Origin of the sequence: Mesorhizobium sp. M7A.F.Ca.CA.001.08.2.1 (genome assembly GCF_003998455.1) — a bacterium.
Taxonomy (GTDB): Bacteria; Pseudomonadota; Alphaproteobacteria; order Rhizobiales; family Rhizobiaceae; genus Mesorhizobium; species Mesorhizobium ciceri.
Map to the genome: position 1 here is coordinate 1 of NZ_RZPW01000716.1, position 3,200 is coordinate 3,200.

Consider the following 3,200-nt stretch of genomic DNA (forward strand, 5'->3'; position numbering starts at 1 on the left):
ATCACATACTGGCCCGAGGAGATCGCGTTTTCTCTCGCATACCGATCGTCAATATGGGCGTTAGACGTTTCAATCGTGAGCTTTCCGCCGCCGGGCATGGCATCGCGTGCGTTGACGCAAAGGTTGAGCAATGCGCTTTCCAATTGCCCTGCATCGGCCTCCACATGCCACAGCCCAGCGGCGAGCACCGTCTCGATTGCTATGGTCTCTCCAAGCGTTCGGCTCAGCAGTTCGCTCATGCCGGAGACGAGTCGATTAGGATTCAGGCGCGTCGGTGCCAAGGGCTGCTGGCGAGAGAAGGCAAGCAGCCGCTTGGTAAGTTCCGCAGCGCGTTGTGCCCCATCGATTGCACCGGTGACGAAGTGGTTCACGTTCGTGTCGCCGTTTCGGAGCTTGCGCTGCACGAGATTCAAACCGCCAATGATGACAGCCAGCATATTGTTGAAGTCGTGGGCGATGCCACCGGTAAGCTGTCCCACGGCCTCCATCTTCTGCGCCTGGCGCAGGTGCTCTTCTGCTCGGACGCGTTCGGCAACTTCCTCAGCCACACGCTGCTCAAGAGTGGCGTTGAGCGTCTGCAGCGCTTTGAACAGTCGGGAGTTGTCGATTGCCGTGGCGGCATGACCGGCCAGCCCCAGCAAGGCTGTCTCATGCTCTGCGGCAAAGACACCGCAACCGGAATGTCCGAAGAACAGCCCACCCAGCACTTCGCCCGATCGCGAAATGACCGGCACGGCAAGATAGGATCGCACGGGAAGATGGCCTTCCGGCATTCCCTTCCTCGGCGAATTTTTTCCATAGCGCACATCCATGAGGATATCATCGGAACGCACCACGCCCGTCCCGCGAAAAGTAGGCTCGAACACGGCCGTGTTGCGTGGCATGGGAAAATTTTCGAAAGCGGAGCGTGGCGCTCCCGACAGGGCGTAGAGCACATAGCTGTCCCCCTTGTCATCGAGGACATTGTAGAAAAAAGCTCCGAATTGCGCGCCTGACAGCGCGACGCCAGCGTCGGTGACAATCTGGACAATGCGCTCCACGTCCAGCTCGGCTGCCACGGCGGCGGCAGTCGCATTCATCATCTGAAGCTGGTTCTCCACCCGCTTTCGCGCGGTAATATCCATGACGGTGCCGATGAAACGCACCGCGCGTCCGGACCGGAAAAGAGATTCGCCCGTTGCAGCTATCCAACGCTCCTTTCCGTCGCGCAGCCCGATCGTCCGATATTCGATGTCGTAGCGGGAAGACTCGCCCGGCGCGAGCGCCCGGCGTACGGCCTCATCCGCCCGTTCACGGTCTTCTGGATGGAGACCGGCCAGGAACGCGCTCTCATATGTCACCTCCGCCTCAGGTGGCAGACCGAAGAGAGCTTTGCATCGGTCGTCCCAACGCAGCACCCTTGTGATGGGATCATAGTCCCACGTTCCGATAGCGGCTGCATCGGTCGCTAGCCTTAGCCGCTCCTCGCTCGCTCGGGCAGCCTGTTCCGAGCGGACGCGCTCGATGTGAGCCCATGACCGCTCTGTCACCTCCGCCAGCAAGGACAGTTCGCGCTGCGACCAGACGCGGCGCTGCGTGTCGTGAACGGCCATTAGCGCAGCCAGCCGGCCTTGCTTGACCAAGGGCATGCAGATCGTTGCCGTTATGCCGATATCCTGAAAGGTCTTTGCTTCCTCGGGCGCAATTTCCTCGAGATTGTTGTTGATGACGAGCGGCCGATTGGCGGTCAGATTGCCAACAGCGAGGCGACCGAAATCGGCAAGACTGTAGTATCCCCTGATGCTAGGCGAGCCAGGAGCGCTCCAGTCGCCGCGAATGGTGAAGTGGTCCTGGTCCGGCTCCATGTCAGCGTAGGCGCAAATCGAAACGCCTAGATGTTCGCCAAGTAGACGGGTGGTGACCTCCATGACAGCGTCGGCATCTGTCGCCGGGGATATCTCTCTGCCGAGGCGATCCAGAAAGGCCAGGCGCTCGGCATTTTCACGCAGGGCCTTCTCCGCACGAAGCCGTTCAATTGCGGTGCGCGTCCGGTCAGCCACTTCCGAAACCAGAGCAACCTCGGCCGGCGTCCAGTGTCTTGGCTCGGAGTGATTGAGGTACAATAACGCAACCAACCCGCCGCGCTCCGTAACCGGCATGTTGATGACGGATTGGGCGCTGATTGCTTTGAGAGCCTCGGCATGGTCGTGGGTTCGCGGGTCTGTCTCGGCATTCTCGAAGACGACCGTCTCGCCTCGTTTCAAATCATCGACATAGGAGCCGTAGTCCCTGAAGTTCAGAGTTCCGGCCAGACTTCGGATTCCCGGCGCGTTCCAGTCTCTGTCGATGACTATCGTTTCTTTCTCGAGATCGATCGTGCCATATCCGGCTCGACTGATGCCAAAATGCTTCCCAAGCAATTCCGCTGCCGCAAATGCCAGTTCGGCAGGATCATCGATCTCCCGAATCCTGTCACCCAACCCCGCCAGAAGCTGGAAGCGCTGCACTTCAGACGAACGTTCGCGTGACGTGACTCCCATTTCGCCCCCGGTTGGTCGGACTAGATAATGCCGTCAGTCGCGAAGAGTTCCAGGCGCCGGACAACAGGTCGGAGCTAGGCCGCCGACGCATTGCGAAGAAACTTGCGTCACGACAGCCAAGGACAACTCCGTATGCGCCCTCAACGGGCGAACGACGCGCCGTGCATCATAGTTTAATGACACCTGCTGGGCTGTGCCGCATAAAGCCATTGTCAGCGGCTGTGTAACGGGCGCCGCTGCTGGGAGCAATCCCACTGTAGCCGAATAGGAGCGCCTGATGCTTAGCCGACCAACCCGCACGAATACGGAAGCTCTCTACCCCAGTGACCTGAACATCCTTCGCGACGCGTTCGACGCGCTGTGCCAGGAATTTGCTATCTTGCCCGACACGGCGGCGGCCAACGCCGTAGCGAGAGAGCTGATCAGGTTGTTTGAAACAGGAATGACGGAAGCGGCCACACTGATGATCGCCGTGCGCGCACGTTGGCAAGGCGACTGGGAGATGGGAGGCAGCAATGCTGCCTGAGGTTTGATGATCAAGCGCAATCAACCCGCTGCATCCTTTTCGACACCGCCGCGTTGAGCGTCAAACCTGCCAGAAATGTCCGATGCGCTGGCACAATGACTGGAGCGACCGATGCCGAAATTTCGCTTCGAGTTTATCGAAGGCATGGCCCAGCC

General features: G+C 59.8%; 2 protein-coding genes. One reads left to right on the top strand and one right to left on the bottom strand.

Annotation, left to right across the window (positions count from 1 at the left end):
- The coding region (locus EN914_RS29585; protein WP_127389456.1) for a GAF domain-containing protein at nt 1-2,519 on the bottom strand (2,519 nt) is incomplete at its 3' end.
- A gap of 277 nt (nt 2,520-2,796) precedes the next feature.
- Between EN914_RS29585 and EN914_RS29590 the strand changes: the two genes are divergently transcribed.
- Nucleotides 2,797-3,045 (top strand): hypothetical protein, encoded by a 249-nt coding sequence (locus tag EN914_RS29590; protein WP_013525118.1) that lies wholly within the window; start codon nt 2,797-2,799, stop codon nt 3,043-3,045.
- Nucleotides 3,046-3,200: the final 155 nt, after the last annotated feature.

What these genes read in the sequence shown, in the direction of transcription:
- EN914_RS29590 (WP_013525118.1), top strand. Translation starts at nt 2,797, where the DNA reads ATGCTTAGCCGACCAACCCGCACGAATACGGAAGCTCTCTACCCCAGT.